The organism is Klebsiella sp. CSG-1, assembly GCF_056521145.1.
Genome location: NZ_JBWNLD010000008.1, coordinates 178,047 through 201,341, shown reverse-complemented (window position 1 = coordinate 201,341; position 23,295 = coordinate 178,047). Strand labels below are relative to the sequence as shown.

Here is a 23,295-nt window from a genome sequence, read left to right as displayed (position 1 = left end):
ATTACTCCGTGTACTGAGGTGAGAGGCCGCTTTCCGCGAGCGGAAGGATTGCATCAGGCCGTTTCCCGGGCTCGTCGTACAGCGTCACGTGCGTCACGCGTTCGCCGCGCCAGAAGGTAATTTGCGTACCGACTGGCGTATGATGCACGGTCACTTCCGTCAGCGGCGCGCGGTTTGCCAGATCCCACAGACACACAAAACGCGCCTGCGGCAGGTGATTGCGTATCACCAGATAGCTGAGATTGCGAATTGCCGGGTTATCGGGTGCCAGCCCTTGCCAGAGTTCACCATCACCGGACAGCCAGAGCGCAACGGTATCGCCACCGCGTGCAAAGTGGCGCGGTTGACAGCCGTTCAGCGGCGTCATGGTTGTTTCGGTCATTCGCCGCAGTGGCCCGCTGAGCGAAAAGGGCTGGGCCGTGCCGCTCTGATCCAGCGCCTGTGCCGCCAGATGCAGCGTCCAGTCGAGCTGCTGGCGATGCGGGTTCTCCACGGAGGATAGATCGATCAGTACATCTTCAAGCCACAGCAGGCGACGGCGGAAGCGCACGTCTCGCCAGGCCGCAGCGTCCCACTCGACGCGGCTATGGCTGTTGAGCTTCGGCGGGGGGTTGCCCCAGTCAACCTCGCTATCCAGCCACAGAGAGTCGTCATCCATATGCCAGCCTAACACCTGCGGATTGGCCGGAGGCTGGTTGCTCTGATTTACGCAAAGCGTATTGTGCGTGGCGCTGTTTTTGTAATAGTCGTAGTGCATTTTCGCGCCGTAGCCGGTGGTGCCCATATCCGTTAGTAGCCAGCCGTTACGATGCCAGAGCATCAGTCCCAGCCGGTCGTAATGGTCGTGTTCGCCCCCCCAGGGACTGTGTTTGATCAATAGCGCCTGCTGCGGCCGCCGCCATAACGTCAGACCCGCGCCCGGCGCAAACAGCGACTGCTGCGGGATGAGCGACAGGGGGGATTCCGGCAGAGACTGTTCGCGCCATAGCAGGGTTTCACGCGCATCGGGCGCCGTTTCGGTAAACTGCAGGACCGCGGCGTACTGCGGGTCACGCCAGATAAACCAGGCAAACTCGTACAGATCCCGGTGATGGAGCTTCTCCTGCCCGGCGAGGCAGTCATTAAGCCGAGGGAAAGTGCCGTCCGGCAGCAGCAGCGACAGCGGGAACTTCAGCATCGCCTGATACCAGGGGCCGTCCAGCAGGCTCCAGCGGGTGCCGCGCGCCAGTTTCTCGAAGGCGAAAAAGCCCTGCAGCGCGTAATAGTGATAGTGAACGGAGCCTTCGAACCACAGCCCTTCCGCCAGCAGGCCGTGTTCCAACTGCCAGCGCAGGCCGTACGGCTGGTTAACGGCAAACTCCAGCAGCGTGTCATCTTCGAGGACGAAACCCAGTATGCCAAGCGCCGCGCTGATTTTGACTTCATGGTTGTGAATCTGTGGACTACGATGATCGCGCAAAAACGTTGCCGCACAGCGCAGCAGGTTTTCACTGATGTGTCGCTGTTCGCCGGGCGTCAGGCTGTCGCGAATAAAGTCATAACCCAGCGCCATCTCCAGAATGCAGTTGGCTTCGCACAGCGTCTGGGCGTTCATCTTTCCCGGTCCGTTGTTGGGAATATCGCCGTGAATCTCATAGCCGGGATAGACATCCGCGTAACCCATAAGCAGCGTGCGAACTCTATCGCGATACGCCGTTTCGCCGGTCAACTGCCATATCAGTCCGAGCTGCTGGCATGCGCTGGCGTTACGGCCGTTCATCTCGCGCCACCAGGCGCCGTCCCACGGTTCGCCGCAAAATATTTCGCCATCAACCGGGCAGGCATGCTGGTGGGGGGTACCCGCCCGCCACGTCAAGCGTACGCCGTGGTGTGGACAAAAGTAGTAGAGATTCCAGCTGGCGATCCCTGACTGCGGAATGAGAACCGCTGCCTGAAGTACCGGCTGTGCATCCTTCACGAGCCGTTCAAGCAGTGCGTTATCAGCGGCTGCACGTCCGACAATGTTGGGCCAGAGCCCGGAAAATTGTTTCATTAGCGGTTATCCCTGACCTCTGATGATGCGGAAAGCGGGGCGATGAGCGTAGTGATATCGTCGGGATATTTCGCTCGCAGCCACTGCGCTTTGTCACTGAACAGCGCATCTTCCGGCCAGGCGTGCGCGGCGGTGGCGATATTGCGCAGCGCTTTCTTGTCGTCCATTTTATCGATGTCTTTCCAGGGCCACGGGGTATCGCTGTCAATAAAGCTGGCGATGTACTGATAGCCTTTGCGCAGGCTATGGCCATCAAGGGTGAAATTCCAGATGTCGACGCCCGCTTTCTCGCCCAGTCGTCCGAGGCGGTTATAGGCTTCGAGGTTGAAATTGCTGTAGTGCCACGGACGCGTGCGCTCCAGTTCGGCCATCTGGCGGCCTTCGATATCAAATTGACCCGCAATACGCCGCAGCTGGGTGATGTACAGGCGCTTTTTCGCCTCGTCGATTTTCCCGCTGAACAGGGCGAAGGCGGCGGCCTGCATATCGAAATAGCTGCCGTGATTGTTATGCCAGTTCTCTTCTTCAAAGCCGTTCTGGCTGGTGGTCATCCACTGGTAATAGTCGCCAAACCACTGCTTTAATGCGCTAACGTCGTTTTCACTCAGGGCAGCTGAGGATTGCAGCAGGGCGATTGCGTCAACGACGTCAACCAGCGCCCGGCTATCAATAATGCCGATACCGCGTCCGGTATTAATACCGGGAATGGCTTGCGCATGCTGCAGGTTGGGGGTCATACGCGTCTTTGGATCGAGGAACCAGGTCCTCAACTGGGCCGCTGCCTTTTGCGCATAGCGATCGTCGTGGGAGAAGTACCACGCCAGCGCCAGCGTTGAAACGTCGTTACTCATCTTCACCAGCCGGTTTTTATCGGTGGCATCGCTATTGGCATCCGGGTTGGTTTGCCCATCTTTACGAATATAAGGCAGTCCGTCTTTGGTATCAGGGTTCGGCCACCAGTAGGGAGGGAAACTGTAGTAGTCGTGCTTGTTGCCGCTGGCGGCGACCAGCGTTTTATCCATCACCGAGAACAGCGGATGCTTGAGCGCCAGATCGGCTTTTTTTAGCAGAGCCGCTTGCGCCTGCACAAATAGCGGATCTTTCGCGGCAATCTGCTGGCGGCTGAAGGCTAAATCCTTTCCGTCTAGCGTGTACGGCTCAGCGGCATATGAGGAGGCGCTAAGGCCGGAACAAAACAGCGCAATGCATAACAAACCTCGGCGAGGTATTGAGTTCATCGTGATAACCCTTCTACAAATATGAGAAAAGATAACAGCAGAATTATACCTGACGCGTATTTAAATGACGCATGAAACAGGCAGTGTAATTAAAAACAATATATTTGAATGTTCGCTGGCGAGCAGTGTAAAAGACAAAGTGATTTTTTTTGTGATATCCATCAAGTTTATTGTTATGGATAAATAATGACGTTTTTAATGCTGGGTACATCACGGAATTTGGCTTTTTTCTATATTTTTTGAATGTTTTAACAAATTTAATAAATTATTAAGGCATTGATTTTTATTGTTATTTGTTTTTTGTCACTTTTCTTGTCACTTTTTGGTGTGATCTGCCTCAATTTTCTTGTTTTTGAAACGCAATTTCTTTTTTTGCATGGTTGTATTGGGAAATACATTTCTATCTAATGAATGGAAATATTTCTTGCGTCAGCTGTATTAACGCCTGAGCGATATTCAAACTCCTTTTCATGTATTAATTGAGAATTTAATTACCTTTGTGCTCTACAATAAAGGATATGCCATCATGTCTGCCAATAAATTACGCTCCTTATTACTTCTCACCGCGCTCGGGCTCGGCGTCAGCCAAAGCTATGCCGCGACTACCCTCAACGTCTGGATCCGCGCCAGCAATGACTCGAAGAATATCTACAAACAAGAGGCGGAAAAGTTTGAAGAAAAAACCGGTATCAAAATTGAGTATTTCAACGCCACCACAGACTTTGAACAGCGGCTGGCGCGCGCCACTGCCGGCAACGCCTTACCCGATCTGATTTTTAACGATGCGGCCTCGCTGGGGCAGTTTATCCAGTTGGGTATTGCCGAAGAAATTGACCCGCAAGCGATAGCGGGCGGCGACCAGCTATTCCAGACGGCATGGAAGAGTACTCGCTATATCGACGGTAAATACTATGGCGTACCGACCTCCGCGCAAACTTTCGCCCTGTTTGTGCGCAAAGACTGGCGGGAAAAACTGGGGCTGCCGCAGCCCAGGAGCTGGGATGATATTCGGGCCCTGGCAAAAGCCTTCACCACCCAGGATCCCGATGGCAACGGCAAAAATGATACCTACGGATTTATCGTTCCCGCCTCGACGACGCGCGGCTACGCCAGCTGGTTTATGAGCAGCTTTATCTGGCAGGCGGGCGGCGATTTCGTTAAAGAAGAGAGCGGAAAATTCAGCGCCTCGCTTAATACGCCGGAAGTGGCTGAAGCGATGACCTTTATGCGCACCATGATGTGCGAAAAAGTCACCCAGCCGGGCGCAATTAACGCCACCACCGCCGACGTTATCCCATCCTTCCGCTCCGGGCAGAGCGGTATGTTCTTCAGCGGTCCGTACCATATTGCGCTGTTCGATAAAGACCCGGGTAAAGACAACTTTGAAGTGGTTCCGGTAGTGGGGCCGAAAGGCGAAGCCACTCTCGCTGAAGGTACCACGGTCTTTATGATGAAGAGCAGTCAACAAAAAGAGGCGGCGCGCCAGTTCATTGAATTCATGATCTCCCCGGAAGGCCAGGAGATCGGCATGGGTAAAGGCAGTCAGCATATTCCGGTGGTGCGTCTGCCGGTTAACAAGAACGTCGACGTTAAGGACGTTTATCAGGATGCGCGCTGGGAAACCTTCGCCCGCCTCTATAACGAGCAGGGACGCTACGTGCCGCAAATCCCCAACTGGACGCCGGTGCGTCAGGCGGCAGCCGAAGGCTTTAACCGCATTTTTGCCGACTGCAACAGCGATATCGCCGCCGGGCTGAAGACTCTCGACGGCAAGGTTAACGCTGAGCTGAAAAAACAAAATGTGCTGGCTAACTGAGGACCTACGTTATGACCCTGCATGAGACGAAATCCTCGCCGATAAAGCAGGCCGCTTCGCCTTACTCGACCGGATGGCTGAGTGCAAAGCGTAAGCGGGCGCTGATCCCGTGGCTGTTTTTAGCGCCTGCGCTAATTATTTTCAGCTGGTTTAAGTTTATCCCGATGGTTCAGGGTCTGGTGATGAGCTTTTACAAGGTCAACTTTAATCAGCCGAACGAGTGGGTAGGGCTCGATAACTTCACCCGCGCTTTTTCCGACGTAGAACTGCACGCGGCGGTGGTAAACACCCTGCTGTACGTCGTGGTAACGATGTTTGCCGCGGCTATCCTGGCCTTCTTTCTCGCCATGCTGCTGGAAGGCCCGGCGCGCCATCTGCGTTTTATTCGCACCGCCATCTTTTTACCCGCGGTCACCAGCGCGGCAATCGTCGCCGAAATGTGGCGTATTTTATTCAACCCAACGCCCAACGGCGTGGTTAACCACATCCTGAGCTGGTTTGGCGTCGCCGACCAGGGCTTTCTTGCCAGTTCCGACCAGGCGCTGGGGGTCATTATGCTGCTGCACATCTGGAAGGCGGTGCCTTACAACATGGTGATTTTTATTGCCGGTCTGGCGGGGATCAGCCGCGATTTATACGATGCGGCGAACGTCGACGGCGCCAGCTGGTGGAACCGTCTGCGCTACGTCACTCTGCCCGGCATGATTCCGGCGCTTTCGGTGGTGCTGATGCTCTCCTTTATTCGTGGTTTCCGCGTGTTTGCCGAGGTGTATGCCACCACCGGCGGGGGGCCGTCTAACGCCACGGAAATGGTCATGACCCACATCTATAAATTGGGCTTTGAACAGTTTGACTATGGCTACGCTTCGGCGGTGTCGTTCCTGCTGTTCACCTTCACGGTTTTCTTAACCATTTGTCATCTGACGCTGAAAAAACGTATCGCCCGTTACTAAGGAGCCGCGATGTTAAGTAAACGTTGGGATACAGCAGGACGCTGGTGCATCTACGCGCTGCTGCTGATTGTCTTTGTCGGTCCGTTCTGGGGCATCGTCGCCACGGCATTCAGCGGTGCGCCGGTGAAACCGGGCGAGCTGCTGGCCTGGCCGAATCAGTTCTCGTTTGAAAATTTCATCTTTGCGTGGATGGATATTGGCGTCTGGCAGTATCTGCTGAACTCCATTCTGGTGGTGTTCTTTGGCACCGTTCTGCAGGTGTCGGTCAGCGCGCTGGCGGCGTATGCGCTGGCGCGTAAGAAGTTTCGCGGCGTGGCGCTGGTGAGCCTGGTGATTTTGTCCACCATGATGCTGCCGGAAGAGGTCATCGCGATTCCGCTGTACATGATTATTAACTGGCGGCTGCCGTTTATCGATGCCTCGCTCTACAACAGCTACCTCGGGATGATTTTGCCGGTCGTCGGCTGGGCATTTTCCATCTTTGTCCTGACCGAATTTATGTCGGCGATTCCTAAAGAGCTGGAGGAGGCGGCGCGTATTGATGGCGCTAACGAGTGGCAGATTTTCTTCCACGTCATTCTGCCGCTGGTGAAACCGGCGCTCGGCACGGTGGTGACCTTCGGCTTTATTATGATTTGGGACCAGTACCTGCTGCCGCTGATTGTGGTCAACCAGGACAGCCTGAATACCATTCCGGTGATCCTCGGCACGCTGCGTACCGATGAGAGCATCACGCCGAACATTTTTATCGCCATAACGCTGCTGGCGATGCTGCCCAGCATCATCGTCTACCTGGGTCTGCAAAAACATTTCAATCGCGGGATTATGTCCGGCGCGGTCAAAGGATAAGGAGTTACCGATGGGATCTGTTGTACTGAATAGCGTACGTAAATCGTATGGTGATGCGCAGGTGATTAAAGACGTGTCGTTGACTATCCCGGACGGCGAGTTCTGCGTCCTTGTGGGGCCCAGCGGCTGCGGCAAGTCTACGCTATTGCGCATGATCGCAGGCCTGGAGGAGATCTCCGGCGGGGAAGTGCACATCAACGAGCGTAACGTCACGGAAGTGGAGCCGAAGCTGCGCGACATTGCAATGGTGTTTCAGAGCTATGCGCTCTACCCGCAGATGACGGTGCGTGAAAATATGGGCTTTGCCCTGAAGATGGCTAAACTGCCGAAAGCGGATATCCAACAGAAGGTCAATGAAGCGGCGGCGCTATTGGGGCTGGAGCCGTTGCTGGAGCGCCTGCCAAAAGATCTCTCCGGCGGTCAGCGCCAGCGCGTGGCGATGGGGCGGGCGATCGTACGTAAGCCGCAGGTCTTCTTATTCGATGAACCGCTATCCAACCTGGACGCCAAGCTGCGTACCCAAGTGCGCGGCGAGATCCGCGAATTGCATCGTCGACTGAAAACGACCTCGGTATACGTCACCCACGATCAGATTGAAGCCATGACCATGGGACAGATGATAGTCGTCCTGCGCGATGGGCGAATTGAACAGGCGGGTACCCCGCTGGAGCTGTACGACCAGCCGGCGAATCTGTTCGTTGCCGGATTTATCGGTTCGCCGGAGATTAACCAGCTTCCCGGCGAGGTCGTGCTGAACGGCAACGCGACCAGCCTGCGTCTTAAAGATACCTCACTGCTGGCTTTGCCCGCGGGGTTACGAGTGACCGACGGTCAGCAGGTGGTGTATGCCATTCGCCCTGAGCAGGTCAACGTGGTCCATGAAGCGCGCGACGATGCGCTGGCGGCGAAGGTCACGGCGGTGGAGAACACCGGTTCGGATATGCAGCTTTTCTGCGATACCGGCGGCGGGGCGTTTACATCGGTGTTCAAACAGCGTCTGGCGGTAAAAGAGGGGGATAAGATCTGGCTACAGCCGAAGCTCTCGGGCGTGCACCTGTTCGATGCGCAAAGCGGTCAACGCATCGCGTGCCGGGAGGGCGTTTAAGGTGGCGATGAAGCTGTACACCCTTGATGAAACCTGCCTGGAAAACGCCCGTGCTGGCTTAAAACAGCCGTTCTCGCCATTGCAGCTGGCGCTGAGCAAGCTGGTGTCGGAGGCCGACATCCTGCGCCGCGAAGCGCCGGAAAGCGTGGTACACAAAAAACTGCGGCCGGCGAGCGGTGACGCGCACGATTACTACAGTCTGGGTACCTACTGGTGGCCAAACCCACGGCGTCCCAACGGGCTACCCTACATTCGTCGCGACGGGCATATCAACCCGCAGTGTGAAAATAACGATACCGACACTTCGCGCATTATCCGTATGTGCGAACGGTGTCTGACCCTGGGGCTGGCGTGGTACTTCACCGGTCAGCGCCAGTACGCACAGGCGGCGGCCGCGCAGATCCGCTGCTGGTTCCTCGATGCTGACACGCGAATGAATCCGCATCTCAACTATGGCCAGGCGATCCCGGGGATTGTTTCCGGCCGTGGTACCGGGTTGATTGACACCCGCTTAATGTGGATGGTGGTTGATACCATCGGCTTGATGAGTTCGGCGAACGTGCTGGATACCGACGATATTATCGGCCTGCACCAGTGGTTCCGCGATTTTAACCACTGGATGTACTACAGCGAAATTGGCCACTCAGAGTACGTCTGGCACAACAACCACGGTACCTGGTACGACGCCCAGCGGACGGTGAACGCGCTTTTCTATGGCGATAAAGGGCTGGCGGCGCGGATCATCGAGCAGGGGATCACCCAGCGGATGGCGGCGCAGATTGACCAGGATGGCAAACAGACCATGGAGCTCGAACGTACCATCCCTTTCCACTACTCGCTGTTTAACCTGGAGGCGCATCTGCTGCTCAACCGCTACGCCGAACACGTTGAGTTTGACCGCTGGAACGCCATCCGCGATGGGCGAGGAGTGAAGCAGGGGATTGATTACCTGGTGCCGTTTATCCGGGAACCGGATCTGTGGCCATACAGCGACCTGCAGGGGATTGTGTGGGATAGCGCGCTGCGGGTGCTGCTGCAGTCTGTGCGAGGGTATGCAAAACAAGCTGCCAGCTATCGTGAAGCGCTGAAATGCGTGCCGCAGGAGACGCTGCAGCTGAAGGAACAGCTAATGTGGTGCGCGGGTTGAGAGAAACGAACCGGCAGGCCGGATGGCGGATGGCTATCCGGCTTGCTGAGTTGCCGCTTACACCGCGGCGATAATTTTAATTTCGACTTTGTATTCAGGCTTCATTAACGCGGCCTGAACGGTGCAGCGTACCGGGGCGTGACCGGCAACTACCCAGGCGTCCCAGGCTTTATTCATGGCGGCAAAATCGCTTTTGTCCGCCAGGAAAATGGTGGCATCAAGAATACGCGACTTGTTGCTGCCCTGTTTTTCCAGCACGGCGTCAATCTGCGCCAGGGTGTTCGCGGTTTGCTCAAAGGCATCCGCATCAAGGTTGGCCGGTACGCCGGTATAGTAGAGGGTCTGGTTGTGGATGACGACATCAGACCAGCGGGCTTCCGCATCGATACGCGTAATTGTCATTTTAATTTCCTTCGGTTTTATTCCATCAGACAGCGGCAAGACTGCCATAATGTTCTGCTCACGTCACTACCCGGGCTGGTGAAACGACGCCCTCCCTGACATAATCACTGTCCAAATAACCAGGGGGCAATGTGATCGACGATTTTGCAGCAGACGGCCAGCTGGCCAGCGCCATTCCGGGATTTAAACCGCGCGAACCGCAGCGCCAGATGGCGGTGGCGGTGACCCACGCCATAAAAGAGGCGCGGCCGCTGGTGGTTGAAGCCGGGACCGGTACCGGGAAGACATATGCCTATCTGGCGCCGGCGCTGCGGGCCAACAAAAAGGTGATCATCTCCACCGGTTCGAAAGCGCTGCAGGATCAGCTCTACAGTCGCGACCTGCCAACGGTGGCAAAAGCGCTGAACTTCACCGGCAGGCTGGCGCTGTTGAAAGGGCGGTCAAATTATCTGTGCCTTGAGCGTCTCGAGCAGCAGACTCTGGCCGGCGGCGATCTGCCGGTGCAAACCCTGAGCGACGTCATTTTGCTGCGATCGTGGTCTAATCAAACCATTGATGGTGATATCAGCACCTGCGTCAGCGTCGCCGAAGACTCTCAGGCCTGGCCGCTGGTGACCAGCACCAACGATAACTGCCTCGGCAGCGACTGCCCGCTGTACAAAGATTGCTTCGTCGTCAAAGCGCGTAAAAAGGCGATGGATGCCGATGTGGTGGTGGTTAACCACCATCTTTTTCTTGCCGATATGGTGGTGAAGGAGAGCGGTTTCGCCGAGCTCATCCCCGAAGCGGAGGTGATGATCTTCGATGAAGCCCATCAGCTCCCGGATATCGCCAGCCAGTATTTTGGCCAGTCGCTCTCCAGCCGTCAGCTGCTGGATCTGGCGAAAGATATCACCATCGCCTACCGCACCGAGCTGAAAGATACTCAGCAGCTGCAAAAGTGCGCCGACCGGCTGGCCCAGAGCGCGCAGGATTTTCGTCTGCAGCTCGGCGAGCCCGGCTATCGCGGCAATTTGCGCGACCTGCTGGCGGACAGCAACATTCAGCGGGCGCTGCTGCTGCTCGATGATGCGCTGGAGCTGTGCTATGACGTCGCCAAACTGTCTCTGGGTCGTTCGGCGCTGCTGGATGCCGCCTTTGAACGCGCGACGATCTATCGTGCGCGGCTCAAGCGACTGAAAGAGATCAACCAGCCGGGTTTCAGCTACTGGTATGAATGCACTTCCCGCCACTTTACCCTGGCGCTGACGCCGTTGACCGTGGCTGAAAAATTTAAAGAGGTGATGGCGCAGAAACCGGGGAGCTGGATTTTTACCTCCGCGACGCTGTCGGTTAACGACGATCTTCGTCATTTCACCGCGCGGCTTGGCATCGAAGAGGCGGAATCGCTGCTGCTGCCCAGCCCGTTTGATTACGCGCATCAGACGCTGCTCTGCGTGCCGCGCAACCTGCCACTGCCGAATCAGCCCGGTGCCGCGCGACATCTGGCCGCGATGCTCAAGCCGCTGATTGAAGCTAACGACGGCCGCTGCTTTATGCTGTGCACCTCGCACGCGATGATGCGCGATCTGGCGGAGCAGTTCCGCGCCACCATGACGCTACCGGTTTTGTTACAGGGTGAAACCAGTAAAGGGCAGCTGTTGCAGCAGTTTGTCAGCGCCGGCAACGCTTTGCTGGTGGCGACCAGCAGCTTTTGGGAAGGGGTGGATGTGCGCGGCGATGCGCTATCGCTGGTGATTATCGATAAGCTGCCGTTTACCTCACCGGACGATCCGCTGCTGAAAGCGCGAATGGAAGACTGTCGCCTGCGCGGCGGCGTTCCGTTTGACGAAGTCCAGCTGCCGGATGCGGTCATTACGCTGAAACAAGGGGTTGGACGTCTGATCCGTGATATCGACGATCGCGGGGTGCTGGTGATTTGCGACAACCGGCTGGTGATGCGCCCCTATGGCGCCGTCTTCCTCGCCAGTCTGCCGCCAGCGCCGCGAACCCGCGATATCCGCCGGGCGGTGCGTTTCCTCGCCGTGCCGCCGGCGAGGTAATCTGTCGCAAAATGTGGTAAGCTGCGCGCCATTTTGTCAATCTGCTAGAGCGAGAGCGCGACAACTCATGCGAATTTTGGCTATCGATACCGCCACGGAGGCCTGCTCCGCGGCGCTGTGGAATGATGGCACCCTTTGTGCTCATTTCGAAATTTGTCCCCGTGAACATACCCAACGTATTCTGCCGCTGGTGCAGGATGTCCTGAATGAAAGCCATGTCTCACTGACTGAGCTCGATGCCCTGGCCTTTGGCCGCGGGCCAGGCAGTTTTACCGGCGTACGTATTGGCATCGGCATTGCTCAGGGGCTGGCGCTGGGAGCGGAACTGCCGATGATTGGCGTATCGACCCTGGCTACCATGGCGCAGGGCGCATGGCGTAAAACCGGGGCCACCCGCGTTCTGGCGGCCATCGACGCCCGAATGGGCGAAGTGTACTGGGCTGAGTATCAGCGCGATGAGCAGGGCGTCTGGCACGGCGAAGAGAGCGAAGCGGTGCTGAAGCCTGACGCCGTTCGCGAACGTCTGCAACAGCTGGACGGTAGCTGGGCAACGGTAGGGACCGGCTGGCAAGCCTGGCCCGATCTGGCGAAGGAGACTTCGCTGGTCTTAACCGACGGTGATATGACGCTACCGGCGGCGGAAGATATGCTGCCGCTGGCCTGTTACCTGCTTGCCGCCGGGAAAACCGTTGCCGTAGACAAAGCCGAACCGGTTTATTTGCGTAACGACGTGGCGTGGAAGAAACTTCCTGGCCGTGGATGAATCTCAGTAGATATAAGACTGAGAGAAGGAGTCGCATCATGGCGGGTCAAAACAAAGCAGTACGTTGGTTATTAGCGGGCGCCGTTGCCGTCGCGTTAAGTGGATGCGTGTCGGTGCCGGACGTGATTAAAGGTTCCAGCCCGACGCCACAGCAAGATTTAGTCCGGGTCATGGCCGCGCCACAGCTCTACGTGGGTCAGGAAGCCCGTTTTGGCGGTAAAGTCGTCAACGTGCAGAATCAACAGGGTAAAACCCGTCTGGAAATCGCCACGGTTCCGCTGGACAGCGGTGCCCGGCCTGAGCTGAACGAAGCATCACGCGGGCGCATCTTCGCCGATGTGAACGGCTTCCTCGACCCGGTTGATTTCCGCGGCCAGCTGGTGACCGTCGTTGGCCCGATTACCGGCGTTGTTGACGGAAAAGTCGGCAGCACACCGTACAAATTTATGCTGATGAATGCGACCGGCTATAAGCGCTGGAACGTGGTGCAGCAGGTGGTTATGCCGCCGCAGCCCATCGACCCGTGGATGATCGGTCCGCGTCCGTGGGCTTACGGTTATGGCGGCTGGGGCTGGTACAACCCGGGCCCTGCGGAAGTCAGAAATGTTGTAACTGAATGATTTTGTAGTTTTTGTAAGCTAAAAGAAACAGCGGCTTGTCCGCTGTTTCTTTATTTTTGGACCAATAAGAAAAATAAATAGTGACGCGCTTCGCAACCTGTAAAACGCCTAATTAATAAACTGGTACGCTGAGTTAATATAATGTTAACAGAATGTTTGTTGATCAGGGGCTGTGATGACGACGAATAACTATTTCAGAGGTGATGCAGTGAAAAAGGTTTGGCTAAACCGCTATCCCGCCGATGTTCCGGCGGAGATAAATCCTGACCGCTACCAATCCCTGGTTGAATTATTTGAACATGCCGCCACGCGCTACGCCGACCAACCGGCGTTTATCAACATGGGCGAGGTGATGACCTACCGTAAGCTGGAGGAGCGCAGCCGGGCGTTCGCCGCTTATCTCCAGCAGGGGCTGGGACTGCAAAAGGGCGATCGCGTCGCGCTGATGATGCCTAACCTGTTGCAATACCCCATCGCGCTCTTCGGTATTCTGCGCGCGGGGATGATTGTGGTGAACGTCAATCCGCTGTATACGCCGCGCGAGCTTGAGCATCAGCTGAATGACAGCGGAGCGGCGGCGATTGTGATCGTCTCCAACTTTGCCCATACCCTGGAGAAAGTGGTCGATAAAACGCAGGTGAAGCATGTGATCCTGACCCGGATGGGCGATCAGCTCTCAGCCGCGAAAGGCACCCTGGTGAATTTCGTGGTGAAGTACATCAAGCGTCTGGTGCCGAAGTATCACCTCCCCGATGCGATCTCTTTCCGCAGCGCGCTGCATGCCGGTTATCGTATGCAGTACGTTAAACCTGACATTGTCTGTGCAGATCTGGCTTTCCTGCAGTACACCGGTGGCACCACCGGCGTGGCGAAAGGGGCAATGCTCACCCACCGCAATATGCTGGCGAACCTCGAGCAGGTGAATGCGACCTATGGGCCGCTGCTGCATCGTGGGAAAGAGTTTGTCGTGACGGCGCTGCCGCTGTACCACATTTTTGCGCTGACCATGAACTGCCTGCTGTTCATTGAGCTCGGCGGCCAGAACCTGCTGATTACCAACCCGCGCGATATTCCGGGGCTGGTAAAAGAGCTGGCAAAATACCCGTTCACCGCGATGACCGGGGTCAATACGCTGTTCAACGCCTTGCTCAACAACAAAGAGTTTCAGCAGCTCGATTTCTCTTCTCTGCATCTTTCCGCCGGCGGCGGAATGCCGGTGCAGCAGGTGGTGGCCGAGCGCTGGGTTAAGCTCACCGGCCAGTATCTGCTCGAGGGCTATGGCCTGACGGAGTGCGCGCCGCTGGTCAGCGTTAACCCCCATGATATTGACTACCACAGCGGCAGCATCGGGCTGCCGGTACCGTCGACCGAAGCGAAGCTGGTGGACGATGACGATAATGAAGTGCCGCCGGGTCAACCGGGGGAACTGTGCGTGAAAGGCCCGCAGGTGATGCTGGGCTACTGGCAGCGTCCCGATGCGACCGCGGAGATCATCAAAAACGGCTGGCTGCATACCGGCGATATTGCGGTGATGGACGATGAAGGCTTTTTGCGCATCGTCGATCGCAAAAAAGATATGATTCTGGTCTCCGGGTTTAACGTCTATCCGAACGAAATCGAAGATGTGGTGATGCAGCATTCGGGCGTTCAGGAGGTGGCTGCCGTCGGCGTACCGTCGGGCAGCAGCGGTGAAGCGGTAAAGATTTTCGTCGTGAAGAAAGACGCGGCGCTGACCGAAGAGGCGCTGATCACCTTCTGCCGCCGCCATCTGACCGGATATAAAGTACCGAAACTGGTTGAATTCCGTGATGAACTGCCGAAATCCAATGTTGGAAAAATTTTACGGCGAGAACTGCGTGACGAAGCCCGCGCTAAAGTAGACAATAAAGCCTAAGGTATACGAGAGTCGCCAGACGCCGGCTAAGCCGGCGTTTTTTATGGGCGCAAGTTAAGAGAGCATGATTTGAACTATCAGATGATCACCACCGACGATGGTCTTCGCGCCATCTGTGAAGCGGCAAACGCGGCACCCGCGATTGCGCTGGATACAGAATTTGTCCGCACCCGCACCTACTATCCGCAGCTGGGCCTGCTCCAGCTGTTTGACGGTGAACAGGTTTCGCTGATTGACCCGCTGGAGATAACCGACTGGGCGCCGATGCGTGAGCTGCTGCTGAACAAAGACGTCACCAAGTACCTGCACGCTGGCAGTGAAGATCTGGAAGTGTTCCTCAACACCTTTAACCTGATGCCGGAGCCGTTGATTGATACCCAGATTCTGGCCGCTTTTTGCGGGCGCCCGATGTCCTGGGGATTTGCGTCAATGGTGGAAGAGTATACCGGCATTGCGCTGGATAAGAGCGAGTCACGCACTGACTGGCTGGCTCGTCCGCTGACCCAGCGTCAGTGCGACTATGCGGCGGCGGATGTCTGGTATCTTCTGCCGATCGCCAGCAAGCTGATGGCGGAAACCGAGGCCGCTGGCTGGCTGGATGCCGCGCTGGACGAATGCCGTCTGATGCAGCAACGCCGTCAGGAAGTGCAGGACCCGGCGCAGGCGTGGCGTGATATCGGCAACGCCTGGCAGCTGCGCACCCGTCAACTGGGCTGCCTGCAGCTGCTGGCGGAGTGGCGTTTACGTAAAGCGCGCGATCGCGATATGGCGGTCAATTTTGTGGTTCGTGAAGAGCATCTGTGGAACGTGGCGCGCTATATGCCGGGGAGCCTCGGGGAACTTGATAGTCTCGGCCTGTCCGGCAGCGAAATTCGTTTTCACGGCAAAACGCTGATAAGTCTGGTGGCGAAAGCCCAGGAGCTGCCTGAAGAGGCGCTGCCGGAGCCGCTGCAAAACCTGATTGATATGCCGGGCTACCGCAAAGTCTTTAAAGAGATTAAAGCGCTGGTGCAGGAAGTGAGTACCGAGAAGGGGCTGAGCGCAGAGCTGCTGGCATCAAGACGACAGATTAACCAGCTGCTGAACTGGCACTGGCAGTTGAAAAGCGGAAACGGACGACCTGAGCTGATTTCCGGCTGGCGAAGCGACCTGATGGCCGATCGTCTGCAGGCGTTGTTAAGCGAATACCCGCGCTAAGCCGCAGCAAAAAGCCCGGACAGACTCTCCGGGCCACTATGCCAACCAACCCGATAGCGCAAGGCTGTCGGGTTTATTTGGCTCAGGGTTTCGACTCTTCCGTTTCTGGCAAAGTCACGTTCAACTCCAGAATCGAAATATCGCCATCCCGTTGTTCCAGCTGAACGCTGACCATTTCCGGGTCGATCTGTACATACTTACAAATCACCTCCAGAATATCTTTGCGTAACTGCGGCAGATAATGCGGTTCAGCGTCGCCGCGACGACGCTCCGCGACGATGATTTGCAGGCGCTCTTTCGCAATGTTGGCCGTGTTCTTTTTCCGCGAGAGAAAAAAGTCGAGTAATGCCATAATTTATCCTCCGAACAGGCGTTTGAGGAAACCTTTCTTCTCTTCTTCAATGAAGCGGAAAGGACGTTCTTCTCCGAGCAGACGTTCAACCGTATCGGCATAGGCCTTACCTGCGTCTGACGCGTCATCCAGGATAACCGGCTCACCCTGGTTTGACGCCCGCAGCACGGACTGATCTTCCGGGATCACGCCTACCAGATTGATACGCAAGATTTCCAGAACGTCTTCCATGCTCAGCATGTCGCCTTTGTTTACACGACCTGGGTTATAGCGCGTGAGCAGCAGGTGTTCTTTGATCGGCTCATCGCCATTTTCCGCGCGGCGGGATTTGGAGGCGAGGATACCGAGGATACGGTCGGAGTCACGAACGGAGGAGACTTCCGGGTTGGTGGTGATGATGGCTTCATCGGCAAAATAGAGCGCCATCAGCGCACCGGTTTCAATGCCTGCAGGAGAGTCGCAGACCACAAAATCGAAGTTCATCTTTTTCAGTTCTTCGAGAACTTTATCTACACCTTCGCGGGTCAGCGCATCTTTATCACGCGTCTGGGAGGCGGGGAGGATATAGAGATTGTCGGTGCGTTTATCTTTGATTAACGCCTGATTCAGCGTGGCATCGCCCTGAATCACGTTGACGAAGTCATAAACTACCCGACGCTCGCAGCCCATAATCAGGTCGAGGTTACGCAGACCGATATCAAAGTCGATAACGACAGTTTTCTTTCCCTTCTGGGCCAAACCGGTAGCGATGGCCGCGCTGGAGGTGGTCTTGCCAACGCCCCCTTTACCCGAAGTCACAACAATAATGCGTGCCATAGAAATTCCTTGTTAAAAAGGGACTAACTCAACGGTTGAATAGTCAAAGCGGTATCACCCAGACGCAGGCGGGCCGCTTTGCCATAAAATTCGGCCGGGATATTATCACTCAGCCAGTATTCCCCTGCGATGGAAACCAGTTCCGCCGTGAGGTGTGAACAAAATATTTGCGCTTCTCTGTCGCCGCCTGCGCCCGCGAGTGCGCGTCCCCGCATCATGCCATAAACATGGATGTTACCATCGGCAATAAGTTCCGCACCGGCACTCACATGATTTGTAACAATCAGATCACAGTTTGGTGCATAAATGCGCTGACCGGAACGTACCGGCAGATCAATTAAACGCGTTTTTGTGATCGGATTAACAACTGGCGGCGGCGCGACCGGCTCTGGCGTCGCCTGGCGGGGGATTTTCTCTTTCCCTTCCGTCAGTAAAGGAATCCCGGCGCGGTCGATTTCCGTTTTGAGCCGCGGGATTTTGCAACCACTCACGCCCATAATCCGTAAACCGGTGCTGACAATGGCTTCGTGCATAGGGCGCCAGTCAACGTCGTTTTCGACATTGCTGAGGTTCACAACGACCGGAGCGTGACGTAAAAAAGCGGGAGCCTGGGCGATCTTGTCTTCTAACGCCTGACGAATAACCTCGGGATTTGCGTCGTGCAAATGAACGACAGATAAGGTGAAGCTACTGCCCTTAAGTTCGATTGGCGTATTTGACATCCTGGCCTTACTCAATTTGCTGTTTATCACCTGCCGAAGTGCGGTGATATTCCGAAGACTAAAAGGCATGTTATAGTCACTCATATATTGAGGCAAGTGACCACGGGTCTAATTCCGAGTAAAACTATGTTTTGTGTGATCTATCGAAGTACTAAACGTGAGCAAACCTATTTATATGTCGAAAAAAGGGACGATTTCTCACGCGTTCCTGTCGAACTGATGGCAAGCTTCGGCACGCCGCAGATGACCATGCTGTTACCGCTCGACGGACGGAAAAAGCTTGCCGGTGCCGATCTGGAAAAAGTCAAACAGTCACTGATTGATCAGGGCTATTATCTCCAACTTCCTCCTCCGACTGAGAATCTACTTAAGAAACACCTGGCGGAACAGGGGAATAAATCTGATTAACCCACCGAGGGGAAATAATGTACCAACATCATAACTGGCAGGGAGCATTACTGGATTATCCGGTAAGTAAAGTCGTTTGCGTGGGCAGCAATTATGCAAACCACATTAAGGAAATGGGCAGTGCAATGCCGGAAGAACCGGTGCTGTTTATTAAACCTGAGACGGCGCTATGCGATATCCGCCAGCCGTTGGTGCTCCCCGAGGGATTGGGTTCGGTGCATCACGAAGTTGAACTGGCGGTGCTGATTGGCAGCACGCTGCGCCAGGCGACGGAAGAGCACGTCCTGAAAGCGATTGCGGGCTACGGCGTAGCGCTGGATCTTACCCTGCGCGATCTGCAGGGTAAGATGAAAAAGGCCGGCCAGCCGTGGGAAAAAGCCAAGGGCTTTGATAATTCTTGCCCGGTTTCCGGTTTTATTCCGGCGGCGGAATTTCATAGCGACCCGCAAAATACGCCGCTGAGCCTGAAAGTGAACGGCGACGTTCGTCAGCAGGGAACAACGGCCGATATGATCCATAAAATCGTCCCGCTGATTGCCTATATGTCGCGTTTCTTTACGCTCAAAGCCGGCGATATCATCCTGACCGGCACGCCAGAAGGCGTCGGGCCGCTGAGCAGCGGCGATGAGCTGGAAGTCGGCTTTAATGGTCTGACGCTCTCCACCCGCGTACTGTAACGTCCTTTTGCCGCCTTTGCGGGCGGCAAAACTTGCATCAGCGTGCCAGACTGGTTATAAGGTGCACCCTGAATGGCAATGACGGATATCCCCTATGAGCGAACAACTTTTCTGGCAGCAAAAAACACTTGATGAAATGACCGACGCGGAGTGGGAATCACTGTGCGACGGCTGCGGACAGTGCTGCCTGCATAAGCTGATGGATGAGGATACGGATGAGATCTATTTCACCAACGTCGCCTGTCGTCAGTTAAATATTAAAACCTGCCAGTGCCGGAACTATGAACGACGTTTCGAGTATGAGCCGGACTGCATCAAGCTGACCCGCGATAATCTGCCTACGTTCGAATGGCTACCACCGACCTGCGCCTATCGCCTGCTGGCAGAAGGGAAGCCTCTGCCAAACTGGCACCCGCTGCTGAGCGGCTCGAAAGCGGCAATGCATGGCGAACGCATCTCCGTACGCCATATTGCGGTTAAAGAAGAGACGGTGCGCGACTGGCAGGACCATATTTTGAATAAGCCCGACTGGGCGCAGTGAAGCGTTGATGCTTGCTATCGTTTGCTAAAACCCGCCGCGAGGCGGGTTTTGTGTTTCACGGTATCTGAGCGGCTGGGTCAGGCTTTCTTAGCGTGAAACAGCCCGTTTTCGCCATGGCTCTCTTCTTCAACCCAGAAATTGATATTGAACTGCGCGTCATCGCTCATCTCGATGCGATGCCAGTACTGCGGCGGACTGGTGGCAAACTGGCCGGCGTTAATCACCACTTTGACTTCCGGCTCGCTTGCCTGTTCGTCAGCAAAGCCATAATAGGTGACGGTTCCTTCCATTACGCACAGCTGACCGAAAACGCCGGCGGCGGTATTGTGGTGGCTGAGCAGGGCGGCGGGGACGTTCTGTTTGGTGAAAAAGGGGGTGGAGCGTTTAACTTTCCAGTGAGCAGGAATACGCAGGTGAGACATCGTCAGCTCCTTAGTGGACAGATCAAAAGATGTATTTAATATGCATCTTTTGATCTGTCGTCGTCAATCGACAGGCAAAAAAAAACGCTCCTGAAGGAGCGTTTTTTTACCACTAACTTAGCGGCCGAAGAGATCGCGCTTTTTCGGTTTGAAAGGCTGAGCAATCAGCACCAGCAGCGCCACGATCAGATAGGCGGCGAAGATCCCTACCAGCCACTGTGGCATCTCCAGCGTCAGAAATTCCCACTGACGAACGGAGCAGTCGCCGCTGGCGACGAACATCTGCGGGATCCATTTATCCAGCGGGAGCCACGTTGGAAAACGCGCGGCGAAATCACAGGTCTGAAACGGGGAAGGGTGCAGCTGAATCATAGTGTGTTCCCACGCCAGCTGCAGACCGCGCAGCGCGCTGTACAGCCAGATGACCAGCGCCACATAGCGTAACGGCGTTTTTGGCGCGATGGCCCCGACAATACCGGCGCCCATAATGCCTAATAATGCACAACGTTCATAAATACACATCACACAGGGTTGCAGCAACATCACGTGCTGGAACCACAGCGCAACTAATTCAAGGATAAAAGCGGTTAACGCCATCAGGAGCCAGGCTCCGCGTCCCCTTGAGCACTGGTTTAAATATCGCAACATAGTCATTTCCCTGGAACATGCCAAATCATGGCAGTGTAAACGAAAACCGTACCGACGCCAGCAGCTTGTTGGAAAATATTACATAAAAGAAGTGCGGTTATCCGCCTGACGGAGGCGGATAACCGGAGCTTAATTTAAGGAAGTGACGGCGTGATGAGCCAGTGGTTATCGAGCATCCACTGGGTGACAGGCATCAATGCGAATTCAACGCACAGCAGCCCCACCAGGGTCATGACGATGGTGTAGGGCAGCGCCATCCACACCATACGGCCATAGGAAAGGCGAATCAGCGGCGCCAGCGCGGAGGTCAGCAGGAAAAGAAACGCCGCCTGGCCGTTAGGGGTGGCGACGGAAGGCAGGTTGGTGCCGGTATTGATCGCCACCGCCAGCAGTTCAAACTGCGGCAGGCTGATAACGCCGTTCTGCAGCGCCGTTCGGGCTTCGTTGATATACACCGTGCCAACGAAGACGTTGTCGGAAATCGACGACAGTAACCCGTTAAACAGATAGAACAACGACAGCTGGGCGTGCGGTGATGCCTGGAGGACAAACTGAATCACCGGCGTAAACAGGTGCTGGTCGATGATCACCGCAACCACGGCGAAAAATACGGTCAGCAGGGCGGTGAACGGCAGCGCCTCGGTAAAGGCTTTGCCGATGGCATGCTCGTCGGTGACGCCGGAGAAAGTCGTCGCCAGAATAATCACCGATAAACCGATCAGCCCCACTTCAGCAAGGTGCATCGCCAGCGCGGTCACCAGCCAGATACCGATAATCCCCTGCGCAATCAGCCGCAGGCGATCCTGACGGCTGCGCTGCTGACGGCTGCGATCGTCGAACTCCTGTAACACCTTACGTACGACTGGCGGCAACGGCTCACCGTAGCCGAACCGTTTGGTTTTCTCCAGCAGCAGGCAGGTCAGCAGGCCGCAGATCATCACCGGCAGCGTCACCGGAGCCATCCGCAAAAAGAACTCGCCGAAGTGCCAGCCCGCCGCCTTGGCAATGATCAGGTTTTGCGGCTCGCCCACCATGGTCATTACGCCGCCGAGCGCCGTCCCGACGCCCGCATGCATCATCAGGCTGCGCAGAAAGCCGCGGAACTGTTCCAGCACGTCACGATAATGCTGGTCGATGTGGCTATCGTCGAGGATATCGTTATCATCCGGGCGCGCGGAGGCGACGCGGTGATAGATGCCGTAGAAGCCAACGGCGACGCTGATCACTACCGCCACAACGGTCAACGCATCGAGGAAGGCGGAGAGGAAGGCCGCTGCGAGACAAAAAGAGAGCGACAGCAGCATCTTACTGCGAATCCCCAGCAGCAGGCGGGTAAAGATAAACAGCAGCAGCTGCTTCATAAAATAGATCCCCGCCACCATGAACATCAGCAGCAGGAGCACTTCCAGATTGCTGGCAATCTCTTCGCGGACATGTTCCGGGCTGGTCATGCCGATCATCACCGCCTCAATCGCCAGCAGGCCTCCCGGCAGGAGCGGGTAACACTTGAGCGCCATGGCGAGGGTAAAGATAAATTCCACCACCAGCATCCAGCCGGCAATAAACGGATTGAGGTGAAAAACCAGAGGGTTAACGATCAAAACAATGATGAGAGCGAGTTTATACCAGTCAGGGGACTGGCCAAGAAAATTGCGCCACAGAGCGCGGCCATAAGACATTTCCACGACAGACTTCCTTCCCGTCAAATTAATGACATAATTTTACGCGTAACTATTTACAAGATTACCAGTTGAGCAAAACGGGAAGCAACTTACTTCGCCTCGCGTTCGCGCGATGGCAGGGGGTAACGAAAAGTTGAAAATGAAACGGCGATCCCCTTTTAATTACTTTCTGACGCTATCTGCTCTATAGCGGCTCTGGTATGATGAGTGGAATTTGCAACGCTGTGTAATGGAAATCTAATTATGGTCATTAAGGCGCAAAGCCCTGCGGGTTTCGCGGAAGAGTACATCATCGAGAGTATCTGGAATAATCGTTTTCCCCCAGGCACCATCCTCCCCGCCGAACGTGAACTTTCTGAACTCATTGGTGTGACCCGCACCACCTTACGCGAAGTGTTGCAACGTCTGGCCCGTGATGGTTGGTTGACGATTCAGCACGGCAAGCCGACGAAGGTGAATAATTTCTGGGAAACGTCCGGGCTGAATATTCTCGAAACTCTGGCGCGTCTTGATCATGACAGCGTTCCGCAGCTGATCGATAACCTGCTGTCGGTACGTACCAACATCTCTACCATCTTCATCCGCACCGCGTTCCGTCAGCATCCTGACAATGCGCTGGAAGTGCTTGCCAGCGCGCGGGAAGTCGAAGATCACGCCGACGCGTTTGCCGAGCTGGATTACAACATCTTCCGCGGCCTGGCGTTCGCCTCTGGTAACCCGATTTACGGCCTGATCCTCAACGGAATGAAAGGGCTGTACACCCGCATCGGTCGTCACTATTTTGCCAATCCGGAAGCGCGCAGCCTGGCGCTGGGCTTCTATCATCAGCTGGCGAAAGTGTGCGAAGAGGGGCTGCACGAGAAAGTTTACGAGATTGTCCGTCGTTACGGCCACGACAGCGGCGAGATCTGGCACCGGATGCAGAAAACCATGTCGGGTGATTTAGTCATCGGCATGCGTTAAGGGACA

General features: G+C 55.8%; 23 protein-coding genes. 14 read left to right on the top strand and 9 right to left on the bottom strand.

The window, feature by feature from the left end; genetic code table 11:
- Position 1: 1 nt before the first annotated feature.
- Complete coding sequence (locus AC007G_RS19695; RefSeq protein ID WP_142630705.1) at positions 2-2,032, bottom strand: heparinase II/III domain-containing protein; 2,031 nt, start codon at positions 2,030-2,032, stop codon at positions 2-4.
- Positions 2,032-3,270, bottom strand: a complete 1,239-nt coding sequence (locus AC007G_RS19690) for an alginate lyase family protein (protein ID WP_032687007.1) — start codon at positions 3,268-3,270, stop codon at positions 2,032-2,034. The genes AC007G_RS19695 and AC007G_RS19690 overlap by 1 nt, the downstream gene beginning before the upstream one ends.
- 526 nt (positions 3,271-3,796) lie before the next feature.
- On the opposite strand from AC007G_RS19690, the gene AC007G_RS19685 reads away from it, so the two are divergent.
- From AC007G_RS19685 to AC007G_RS19665, 5 genes are read left to right on the top strand one after another with little or no spacing between them, the layout of a single operon-like run.
- Entirely contained in the window at positions 3,797-5,086 is a 1,290-nt protein-coding gene (locus tag AC007G_RS19685; protein ID WP_032699393.1) for an ABC transporter substrate-binding protein, read from the top strand.
- Between the two features lie 11 nt (positions 5,087-5,097).
- Complete coding sequence (locus tag AC007G_RS19680; protein WP_077267052.1) at positions 5,098-6,039, top strand: carbohydrate ABC transporter permease; 942 nt, start codon at positions 5,098-5,100, stop codon at positions 6,037-6,039.
- A gap of 9 nt (positions 6,040-6,048) precedes the next feature.
- Positions 6,049-6,888: a carbohydrate ABC transporter permease gene (locus AC007G_RS19675; protein WP_004121979.1), complete on the top strand. Its 840-nt coding sequence runs from the start codon at positions 6,049-6,051 to the stop codon at positions 6,886-6,888.
- Between the two features lie 10 nt (positions 6,889-6,898).
- Entirely contained in the window at positions 6,899-7,993 is a 1,095-nt protein-coding gene (locus AC007G_RS19670; RefSeq protein ID WP_479466649.1) for an ABC transporter ATP-binding protein, read from the top strand.
- A gap of 7 nt (positions 7,994-8,000) precedes the next feature.
- Positions 8,001-9,140 carry an alginate lyase family protein gene (locus AC007G_RS19665; RefSeq protein WP_032687010.1) on the top strand — a complete coding sequence of 380 codons (1,140 nt, stop codon included), beginning with the start codon at positions 8,001-8,003 and terminating at the stop codon, positions 9,138-9,140.
- A 57-nt stretch (positions 9,141-9,197) separates the two neighbouring features.
- Here the strand turns inward: AC007G_RS19665 and AC007G_RS19660 are convergent, their stop codons facing one another.
- Positions 9,198-9,542 carry a RidA family protein gene (locus AC007G_RS19660; RefSeq protein ID WP_032687342.1) on the bottom strand — a complete coding sequence of 115 codons (345 nt, stop codon included), beginning with the start codon at positions 9,540-9,542 and terminating at the stop codon, positions 9,198-9,200.
- A gap of 131 nt (positions 9,543-9,673) precedes the next feature.
- Between AC007G_RS19660 and AC007G_RS19655 the strand changes: the two genes are divergently transcribed.
- The 5 genes from AC007G_RS19655 to rnd all read left to right on the top strand — a co-directional run bounded on the left by AC007G_RS19655 (position 9,674) and on the right by rnd (position 16,058).
- Complete coding sequence (locus tag AC007G_RS19655; RefSeq protein ID WP_142630704.1) at positions 9,674-11,584, top strand: DNA repair helicase YoaA; 1,911 nt, start codon at positions 9,674-9,676, stop codon at positions 11,582-11,584.
- Between the two features lie 67 nt (positions 11,585-11,651).
- Positions 11,652-12,347: a tRNA (adenosine(37)-N6)-threonylcarbamoyltransferase complex dimerization subunit type 1 TsaB gene (gene tsaB, locus AC007G_RS19650; protein WP_032687012.1), complete on the top strand. Its 696-nt coding sequence runs from the start codon at positions 11,652-11,654 to the stop codon at positions 12,345-12,347.
- 38 nt (positions 12,348-12,385) lie between these two features.
- Positions 12,386-12,967: a Slp family lipoprotein gene (locus tag AC007G_RS19645; protein ID WP_004863873.1), complete on the top strand. Its 582-nt coding sequence runs from the start codon at positions 12,386-12,388 to the stop codon at positions 12,965-12,967.
- A gap of 208 nt (positions 12,968-13,175) precedes the next feature.
- A complete protein-coding gene (gene fadD / locus AC007G_RS19640; RefSeq protein WP_094898149.1) occupies positions 13,176-14,861 on the top strand; it encodes a long-chain-fatty-acid--CoA ligase FadD in 1,686 nt (561 codons plus the stop codon).
- 81 nt (positions 14,862-14,942) lie between these two features.
- The gene (gene rnd / locus AC007G_RS19635) at positions 14,943-16,058 is read left to right on the top strand and encodes a ribonuclease D (protein ID WP_162180084.1); all 1,116 of its coding nucleotides are present in this window, start codon (positions 14,943-14,945) and stop codon (positions 16,056-16,058) included.
- Positions 16,059-16,140: 82 nt separating this feature from the next.
- On the opposite strand, the gene minE is transcribed toward rnd, so the two are convergent.
- From minE to minC, 3 genes are read right to left on the bottom strand one after another with little or no spacing between them, the layout of a single operon-like run.
- A complete protein-coding gene (gene minE / locus AC007G_RS19630; protein ID WP_004103270.1) occupies positions 16,141-16,410 on the bottom strand; it encodes a cell division topological specificity factor MinE in 270 nt (89 codons plus the stop codon).
- 3 nt (positions 16,411-16,413) lie between these two features.
- Positions 16,414-17,226: a septum site-determining protein MinD gene (gene minD / locus AC007G_RS19625; RefSeq protein WP_004863866.1), complete on the bottom strand. Its 813-nt coding sequence runs from the start codon at positions 17,224-17,226 to the stop codon at positions 16,414-16,416.
- Positions 17,227-17,249: 23 nt separating this feature from the next.
- The gene (minC, locus tag AC007G_RS19620) at positions 17,250-17,948 is read right to left on the bottom strand and encodes a septum site-determining protein MinC (RefSeq protein WP_032687016.1); all 699 of its coding nucleotides are present in this window, start codon (positions 17,946-17,948) and stop codon (positions 17,250-17,252) included.
- 126 nt (positions 17,949-18,074) lie between these two features.
- Here minC and AC007G_RS19615 point away from each other — a divergent pair, with 126 nt between their 5' ends.
- From AC007G_RS19615 to AC007G_RS19605, 3 genes are all read left to right on the top strand, one after another.
- Positions 18,075-18,356 carry a YcgL domain-containing protein gene (locus tag AC007G_RS19615; protein WP_004863862.1) on the top strand — a complete coding sequence of 94 codons (282 nt, stop codon included), beginning with the start codon at positions 18,075-18,077 and terminating at the stop codon, positions 18,354-18,356.
- A gap of 17 nt (positions 18,357-18,373) precedes the next feature.
- Positions 18,374-19,033, top strand: a complete 660-nt coding sequence (locus AC007G_RS19610; RefSeq protein WP_004863860.1) for a fumarylacetoacetate hydrolase family protein — start codon at positions 18,374-18,376, stop codon at positions 19,031-19,033.
- A 94-nt stretch (positions 19,034-19,127) separates the two neighbouring features.
- Positions 19,128-19,574, top strand: a complete 447-nt coding sequence (locus tag AC007G_RS19605; protein ID WP_032687017.1) for a YcgN family cysteine cluster protein — start codon at positions 19,128-19,130, stop codon at positions 19,572-19,574.
- A 77-nt stretch (positions 19,575-19,651) separates the two neighbouring features.
- Here the strand turns inward: AC007G_RS19605 and AC007G_RS19600 are convergent, their stop codons facing one another.
- The 3 genes from AC007G_RS19600 to nhaB all read right to left on the bottom strand — a co-directional run bounded on the left by AC007G_RS19600 (position 19,652) and on the right by nhaB (position 22,329).
- Positions 19,652-19,996, bottom strand: a complete 345-nt coding sequence (locus AC007G_RS19600) for a TehB family protein (protein WP_004863851.1) — start codon at positions 19,994-19,996, stop codon at positions 19,652-19,654.
- Between the two features lie 117 nt (positions 19,997-20,113).
- Positions 20,114-20,644, bottom strand: coding sequence for a disulfide bond formation protein DsbB (gene dsbB / locus AC007G_RS19595; protein WP_004863849.1), 531 nt, complete (start codon positions 20,642-20,644; stop codon positions 20,114-20,116).
- 134 nt (positions 20,645-20,778) lie between these two features.
- Entirely contained in the window at positions 20,779-22,329 is a 1,551-nt protein-coding gene (nhaB, locus tag AC007G_RS19590) for a sodium/proton antiporter NhaB (protein WP_032687018.1), read from the bottom strand.
- Between the two features lie 240 nt (positions 22,330-22,569).
- Between nhaB and fadR the strand changes: the two genes are divergently transcribed.
- A complete protein-coding gene (fadR, locus tag AC007G_RS19585; protein WP_004863845.1) occupies positions 22,570-23,289 on the top strand; it encodes a fatty acid metabolism transcriptional regulator FadR in 720 nt (239 codons plus the stop codon).
- Positions 23,290-23,295 lie beyond the last annotated feature (6 nt).

Coding starts and splice junctions, on each gene's coding strand:
- AC007G_RS19610 (WP_004863860.1), top strand. CDS start 18,374: ATGTACCAACATCATAACTGGCAGGGAGCATTACTGGATTATCCGGTA.
- AC007G_RS19675 (WP_004121979.1), top strand. CDS start 6,049: ATGTTAAGTAAACGTTGGGATACAGCAGGACGCTGGTGCATCTACGCG.
- AC007G_RS19690 (WP_032687007.1), bottom strand. CDS start 3,270: ATGAACTCAATACCTCGCCGAGGTTTGTTATGCATTGCGCTGTTTTGT.
- minE (WP_004103270.1), bottom strand. CDS start 16,410: ATGGCATTACTCGACTTTTTTCTCTCGCGGAAAAAGAACACGGCCAAC.
- dsbB (WP_004863849.1), bottom strand. CDS start 20,644: ATGTTGCGATATTTAAACCAGTGCTCAAGGGGACGCGGAGCCTGGCTC.
- AC007G_RS19615 (WP_004863862.1), top strand. CDS start 18,075: ATGTTTTGTGTGATCTATCGAAGTACTAAACGTGAGCAAACCTATTTA.
- minD (WP_004863866.1), bottom strand. CDS start 17,226: ATGGCACGCATTATTGTTGTGACTTCGGGTAAAGGGGGCGTTGGCAAG.
- AC007G_RS19695 (WP_142630705.1), bottom strand. CDS start 2,032: ATGAAACAATTTTCCGGGCTCTGGCCCAACATTGTCGGACGTGCAGCC.
- AC007G_RS19660 (WP_032687342.1), bottom strand. CDS start 9,542: ATGACAATTACGCGTATCGATGCGGAAGCCCGCTGGTCTGATGTCGTC.
- AC007G_RS19645 (WP_004863873.1), top strand. CDS start 12,386: ATGGCGGGTCAAAACAAAGCAGTACGTTGGTTATTAGCGGGCGCCGTT.
- tsaB (WP_032687012.1), top strand. CDS start 11,652: ATGCGAATTTTGGCTATCGATACCGCCACGGAGGCCTGCTCCGCGGCG.
- AC007G_RS19600 (WP_004863851.1), bottom strand. CDS start 19,996: ATGTCTCACCTGCGTATTCCTGCTCACTGGAAAGTTAAACGCTCCACC.
- rnd (WP_162180084.1), top strand. CDS start 14,943: ATGATCACCACCGACGATGGTCTTCGCGCCATCTGTGAAGCGGCAAAC.
- fadR (WP_004863845.1), top strand. CDS start 22,570: ATGGTCATTAAGGCGCAAAGCCCTGCGGGTTTCGCGGAAGAGTACATC.
- AC007G_RS19685 (WP_032699393.1), top strand. CDS start 3,797: ATGTCTGCCAATAAATTACGCTCCTTATTACTTCTCACCGCGCTCGGG.
- AC007G_RS19605 (WP_032687017.1), top strand. CDS start 19,128: ATGAGCGAACAACTTTTCTGGCAGCAAAAAACACTTGATGAAATGACC.
- AC007G_RS19680 (WP_077267052.1), top strand. CDS start 5,098: ATGACCCTGCATGAGACGAAATCCTCGCCGATAAAGCAGGCCGCTTCG.
- minC (WP_032687016.1), bottom strand. CDS start 17,948: ATGTCAAATACGCCAATCGAACTTAAGGGCAGTAGCTTCACCTTATCT.
- AC007G_RS19665 (WP_032687010.1), top strand. CDS start 8,001: ATGAAGCTGTACACCCTTGATGAAACCTGCCTGGAAAACGCCCGTGCT.
- AC007G_RS19670 (WP_479466649.1), top strand. CDS start 6,899: ATGGGATCTGTTGTACTGAATAGCGTACGTAAATCGTATGGTGATGCG.